9 protein-coding genes are annotated in these 6,416 nt (G+C 34.4%); all 9 read left to right on the plus strand.

The genetic code is table 11. The annotated features are described in order from the left end of the window. Nucleotides 1–110 (plus strand): 50S ribosomal protein L36 (rpmJ, locus tag VKY47_RS11610; protein WP_324312981.1); only part of this gene is annotated, 110 nt, incomplete at its 5' end. A 2-nt stretch (nucleotides 111–112) separates the two neighbouring features. Next, a complete protein-coding gene (gene rpsM, locus VKY47_RS11615; protein ID WP_324312973.1) occupies nucleotides 113–487 on the plus strand; it encodes a 30S ribosomal protein S13 in 375 nt (124 codons plus the stop codon). 106 nt (nucleotides 488–593) lie between these two features. Continuing rightward, on the plus strand, nucleotides 594–977 hold the full coding sequence (gene rpsK / locus VKY47_RS11620; RefSeq protein WP_324312974.1) for a 30S ribosomal protein S11: 384 nt from the start codon (nucleotides 594–596) through the stop codon (nucleotides 975–977). Nucleotides 978–1,153: 176 nt separating this feature from the next. Continuing rightward, on the plus strand, nucleotides 1,154–1,759 hold the full coding sequence (rpsD, locus tag VKY47_RS11625; protein WP_324312975.1) for a 30S ribosomal protein S4: 606 nt from the start codon (nucleotides 1,154–1,156) through the stop codon (nucleotides 1,757–1,759). A 21-nt stretch (nucleotides 1,760–1,780) separates the two neighbouring features. Continuing rightward, a complete protein-coding gene (locus VKY47_RS11630; protein WP_324312976.1) occupies nucleotides 1,781–2,773 on the plus strand; it encodes a DNA-directed RNA polymerase subunit alpha in 993 nt (330 codons plus the stop codon). Between the two features lie 82 nt (nucleotides 2,774–2,855). Beyond that, nucleotides 2,856–3,341 carry a 50S ribosomal protein L17 gene (rplQ, locus tag VKY47_RS11635; protein ID WP_324312977.1) on the plus strand — a complete coding sequence of 162 codons (486 nt, stop codon included), beginning with the start codon at nucleotides 2,856–2,858 and terminating at the stop codon, nucleotides 3,339–3,341. 95 nt (nucleotides 3,342–3,436) lie between these two features. After that, the gene (locus VKY47_RS11640) at nucleotides 3,437–4,138 is read left to right on the plus strand and encodes a hypothetical protein (protein WP_324312978.1); all 702 of its coding nucleotides are present in this window, start codon (nucleotides 3,437–3,439) and stop codon (nucleotides 4,136–4,138) included. Between the two features lie 134 nt (nucleotides 4,139–4,272). Then, nucleotides 4,273–5,376: a glutamine-hydrolyzing carbamoyl-phosphate synthase small subunit gene (gene carA / locus VKY47_RS11645; RefSeq protein ID WP_324312979.1), complete on the plus strand. Its 1,104-nt coding sequence runs from the start codon at nucleotides 4,273–4,275 to the stop codon at nucleotides 5,374–5,376. A 108-nt stretch (nucleotides 5,377–5,484) separates the two neighbouring features. After that, on the plus strand, nucleotides 5,485–6,416 hold a 932-nt coding region (eno, locus tag VKY47_RS11650; RefSeq protein ID WP_324312980.1), incomplete at its 3' end, for a phosphopyruvate hydratase.

The raw sequence follows: 6,416 nt of genomic DNA on the forward strand, positions 1-6,416 counted from the left end.
TAAGAGCATCAGTTAAAAAAAGAAGTGCAGATTGTAAAATCGTGCGTAGAAAAGGAAGACTTTACGTAATTAACAAAAAGAATCCTAGATTCAAACAAAGACAAGGGTAGTTATGGCAAGAATTGCAGGTGTAGACATACCGAAAAACAAGAGAGGGGTTATATCCCTTACTTATATCTATGGAATAGGTAAAAGTAGAGCAAAAGATATTTTAGCGGAAGCTAAAGTTGACGAAAGTACAAAAGTTCAAGACTGGACGGACGAGGATATCAATGGTATTCGTGAGGCTGTTGGATCTTTTACTATTGAAGGAGAACTACGTTCTGAAACACAATTGAACATTAAGCGATTAATGGATATTGGATGTTACAGAGGTATTCGTCATAGAGTTGGACTTCCTTTAAGAGGTCAACGTACAAAAAACAACTCTAGAACTAGAAAAGGAAGAAGAAAAACTGTTGCTAACAAAAAAATGGCGACTAAATAATTAAAAGACATTAGTCATTAGAGTTTAGAGGTTAGATGAATCTGTTTGAAATAGCAATGTTTAGGATTCTAACAACTAAAAACTAACAACTTAAAACTATTTCAATATGGCAAAGTCAAGTACAAAAAAACGTAAAGTAATTGTTGAATCAGTAGGAGAAGCACATGTAACCGCTTCTTTTAACAACATTATTATATCGCTTACAAACAAAAAAGGAGACGTTATTTCATGGTCGTCTGCTGGAAAAATGGGATTTAGAGGTTCTAAAAAGAACACACCTTATGCGGCTCAATTAGCTGCTGAAAATGCTGCAGCTGTAGCAAGTGAAGCTGGCTTAAAGAAAGTTAAAGTTTACGTAAAAGGTCCAGGAAACGGTAGAGAATCGGCTATTAGATCTCTTCATAATGCGGGAATCGAAGTAACAGAAATTATTGATGTTACTCCATTACCACATAATGGATGTCGTCCTCCAAAAAGAAGAAGAGTATAATTTATATATTATATTAAATTAATATCAACTGTTTTTTAATAGTTGATATTAGTTTTTTATACGTAAATTTGCAAACTGAAAAAAAATTAATAAACAAGTATCAACGAGAGACTAACGGATATCGAAGGATAAGATTAAGACCTTAATTCATACCCACTCTTATAACAAATCAAACAATGGCAAGATATACTGGTCCTAAAACTAAAATAGCCCGAAAATTCGGTGAAGCTATTTACGGAGAAGATAAATCTTTTGAAAAAAGAAACTATCCTCCAGGTCAACATGGTGCAAACAAGCGTCGTGGAAAGAAATCTGAATACTCTATCCAGTTAATGGAAAAGCAAAAAGCTAAATACACCTACGGTGTTCTAGAGAAACAATTCAGAAACATGTTCAAAAGAGCAACTGCTGCTCCTGGAATTACTGGGGAAGTGTTGTTGCAACTTTGTGAGTCGAGATTGGATAACGTAGTTTATAGAATGGGGGTATCTCCATCTAGAAGCGGTGCAAGACAGTTGGTTTCACATAGACATATTACAGTAAACGGAGAGATTGTAAACATACCATCTTACCAGTTAAAAGCTGGAGACGTAGTTGCTGTAAGAGAAAAATCTAAATCGCTTGAAGCTATCGATAGTTCTTTAGCTAATTCAAGTCAGGTTTTCGAATGGATTACATGGAATAGTGAGAAAAAGGAAGGAACATATGTTTCTGTACCTGCTAGAATTCAAATTCCAGAAAACATTAACGAGCAATTAATCGTCGAATTATACTCTAAATAATAACTGATACAAATCTCAAATATGGCAGTATTTAATTTTCAAAAACCCGACAAAGTAATCATGATTGATTCAACTGATTTTGAAGGGAAATTCGAATTTCGTCCTTTAGAACCTGGTTACGGATTAACAGTTGGAAATGCTCTAAGAAGAGTTTTACTTTCTTCTTTAGAAGGATTTGCAATCACTTCAGTTAGAATGGAAGGTGTAGATCATGAATTTTCTACCATTGCAGGTGTTGTTGAAGATGTTACTGAAATTATCTTAAACTTAAAACAAGTTCGTTTTAAAAGACAAATAGAAGATGTGGATAGCGAGTCTGTCTCAATATCTATTTCAGGACAAAATCAATTAACAGCTGGAGACTTTCAAAAATTTATTTCAGGATTCCAAGTTTTAAATTCAGAATTAGTAATCTGTAATTTAGATCCTAAAGTAAATATCAACATGGAGATTACCATTGAAAAAGGTAGAGGATATGTGCCAGCAGAAGAAAATAAAAAAGCTTCAGCACCAATTGGAACAATCTTTACAGATTCTATTTATACTCCAATTAAAAATGTTAAGTACAGTATTGAAAACTATCGTGTAGAACAAAAAACCGATTATGAAAAATTGGTTTTCGAAATTATCACAGATGGTTCCATTACGCCACAAGACGCGTTAACTGAGGCAGCTAAGACTTTAATCCATCACTTTATGTTGTTCTCGGATGAGAGAATAACCCTTGAAGCTGATGAGATTGCACAAACAGAAACTTATGATGAAGAATCACTTCACATGAGACAACTATTGAAAACTAAATTAGTTGATATGGATCTGTCGGTTCGTGCTCTTAATTGCTTGAAAGCAGCAGAAGTGGATACCTTAGGAGACCTAGTTTCTTATAATAAAAACGACTTAATGAAGTTCCGTAACTTCGGTAAAAAATCTTTAACCGAACTTGAAGAACTAGTAAGTGTTAAAGGTTTAAACTTTGGAATGGACCTTTCAAAATATAAATTAGACAAAGACTAATATAACCAAGTATTAACGACTCATAATTTGCTCTCCGTTTATAAAGGATCTGGTAGCAAGATGATGTCCAACAACAAATGTCATGAGACACGGAAGAAAAGTAAATCATTTAGGGAGACAAACAGCCCATAGAAAATCGATGTTAGCTAATATGGCTTGTTCTTTAATCGAACACAAACGTATTAACACAACAGTTGCTAAAGCAAAAGCTTTAAGACAATTTGTAGAACCATTGATTACAAAATCTAAAGAAGATACAACTCACAACAGACGTATTGTTATGTCTCGTTTAAGACAAAAAGATGCAGTAATTGAATTGTTTAGAGATGTAGCTCCTAAAGTAGCTGATCGTCCAGGTGGATATACTAGAATTATCAAACTTGGTAATCGTTTAGGAGATAATGCAGATATGGCAATGATAGAGCTTGTTGATTACAACGAAATCTACAACGCAAATAAACCTGCTAAGAAAACAACTAGAAGAAGTAGAAGAAGTGGTGCTGCACCTGTTACACCTACTGACGCTGCTCCAGCAACAGAAACCAAAACTTCTAACGAAGAAGAATAGTAGTTAAGTTTTTGTTAATTAATAATAATTAAAAAAGGATAGACCCATTAAAGTCTATCCTTTTTTTATATTTGCAACTAAAAATTTATAAAATAATGAACAAACTCTTAGTTTTCATACTTACCCTAACAGTTAATTTAACGTTTTCACAAGCTGGTGTTAACATCGCTGGAGATAGTTTTGCCAATTCAAACGGAATTATGAGCAATGATGGAATTTGGGTTACAAACTCAACCAAAAGCTCTAGATTAAAAGGATCTCCTTATTTATTTGATTCATGGAACTCTAGCAATGCTTTAATTTACACCAAAAACAAAAAGGCGTATAAATTTAATAAGTTAAATTATAATGTGCAATTGGAACGTTTTGAAGCTAAGTTTTCTGAAGACTCCATTTTAGCATTCAACCCAGGAAATGTGGACAAAGTTGTTATAGAAGGTCGAACTTTTAAACGCTATTTGGACAGCGAGTTTCAAAGAAACTCTTATTTCGAAGAACTGGTTGTAACAAATTCTGTAGTTATCTTAAGAAAATTTGAAATAGCTATAAAAGAAGGTATGTTTAATCCGTTAACTCAGCAAAAAACTACTGACGATTCGATGATTGTAAAGGAAAAATATTTTTACACAACAGATAAAGAGGAGTTGAAACCAATTCAACTTAAAAGGTCTGCCATTTTAAAAGTAGTAGACGCTGATAAAAGAGATATTTTAAAACAGTATGCAAAGGATAATAATTTAAGTTTCAAAGAAGTAAATGATCTTAAATTAATATTTCAGCATTATAATACACTATAGTTATTTAGCTGTCTATAATAAAGAAAACATAAAAAAGGATAAACATTTTAGTTTATCCTTTTTTTTATGCAATTTTGCAAAACTTTATTTCTGTCACCTCAATATTTTTACGACGGAAATCTCATTAAGAAGTAATGAAATACAATAAAAGACAAAAAGCGATAATTCTTTTATCGGACGGGACTATTTTTCATGGAAAAGCCATTGGAAAATCCGGAACAGCTTTTGGTGAAGTCTGCTTTAATACAGGCATGACTGGGTATCAAGAAATTTTTACAGACCCTTCGTATTATGGTCAGTTAATGGTAGCTACCAATGCGCATATTGGTAATTATGGAACCCATAAAGACGAGGTAGAATCTAACTCCATTAAAATTTCCGGATTAATTTGTAAAAACTTTAGCTATCATTATTCAAGAGATGGAGCCGATGCCTCTTTAGAGGAGTTTTTAAATCAGCACGACCTATTCGCTATTTCCGATGTGGATACGCGAGCCTTGGTAAGCTATTTAAGAGAAAATGGCGCCATGAATGCTGTAATTACAACCGAAGTTGATAATATTGAAGCTCTAAAAAAGCAATTGGCAGATGTGCCCAATATGGATGGCTTGGAGTTGGCTTCTAAAGTTTCAACTAAAGAACCTTATTTTTTTGGTGAGGAAAATGCCACCTATAAGATTGCTGCTTTAGATGTTGGAATTAAAACCAACATTCTTAGAAATCTTGCTAAAAGAGATGCCTATATAAAAGTGTTTCCTTACAATGCTACTTTTGAAGAAATGAGTGCGTTTAACCCAGATGGATACTTTTTATCTAATGGACCTGGAGATCCAGAACCTTTAAAATCTGCTCGAACGTTAACCCAAGAAATATTGGATAGAAACTTGCCTTTATTTGGAATTTGTTTAGGACATCAAATTATTGCCCTTACTCATGGAATTTCTACCTATAAAATGCATCATGGACATCGAGGGATTAATCATCCGGTAAAAAACCTGTTAACAGGAAAGGGTGAAATAACCTCTCAAAATCATGGTTTTGCTATCAATAAGGAAGAAGCGGAAATTCATCCAGACATAGAAGTTACACATGTTCATTTAAACGATCATACGGTTGCTGGAATCCGTATTAAAAACAAGAATTGTTTCTCGGTTCAATACCATCCGGAAGCGAGTCCAGGTCCACACGACTCTTCATATCTGTTCGATCAGTTTATAGAGAACATAAAAAATAGATAATTGAAAAGCCTCAACGAAGACCCACTTCCTTGAGGTTTTTAAATTAACCCTGAAAATTTTTGAAACTTTGGGGCATTAAATAAATAATTAATTACTAAAACATTTAAAATGAGCATCATTATTAATATTCATGCCAGACAAATTTTTGATTCAAGAGGTAACCCAACTATAGAGGTGGATGTGCTTACCGAAAATGGTTTTATGGGAAGGGCTGCTGTGCCTTCTGGTGCTTCTACTGGCGAACACGAGGCTGTAGAGTTACGAGATGGTGGGAAACCTTATATGGGAAAAGGTGTTTTGAAGGCTGTTGAAAACGTCAATACAATAATTGCTCAGGAATTGCTAGGAACTTCAGTTTTTGAGCAGAACCATATAGATAAAACCATGATCGACCTAGATGGCACTTCCAATAAATCTAATTTAGGAGCTAATGCCATTTTAGGAGTTTCTTTAGCAGTGGCAAAAGCTGCCGCAAACGAACTTGGAATGCCGTTATATAGATATGTTGGTGGCGTTAGCGCCAATACGCTTCCGGTTCCAATGATGAATATTATTAATGGAGGCTCCCATAGCGATGCGCCAATTGCTTTTCAGGAATTTATGATTATGCCTGTAAGTGCTGTAAATTTTTCGGAAGCTATGAGAATGGGTTCGGAAATTTTTCACCATCTTAAAAACGTACTTCACAAAAGAGGTTTAAGTACAGCTGTTGGGGACGAAGGTGGGTTTGCACCTAATTTAGCTGGAGGAACCGAGGACGCTTTAGATACTATTAAAGTAGCCGTTGAAAATGCAGGATATAAATTAGGGGAAGATATTTTTATTGCTTTGGATTGTGCAGCAGCCGAATTTTATAAAGACGGAAAATACGATTACTCCTTATTTGAAGGCGAGCAAGGCCAGGTTAGAACCAGTGAGGAGCAAGCCGATTATTTAGCCGAATTAGCATCTAAGTACCCAATTATTTCTATTGAAGATGGGATGGACGAAAACGATTGGGAAGGTTGGAAGTATTTAACAGAGAAAATTGGAGATAAAAT

Origin of the sequence: Xanthomarina sp., from assembly GCF_035306705.1 — a bacterium.
Classification (GTDB): domain Bacteria; phylum Bacteroidota; class Bacteroidia; order Flavobacteriales; family Flavobacteriaceae; genus Xanthomarina.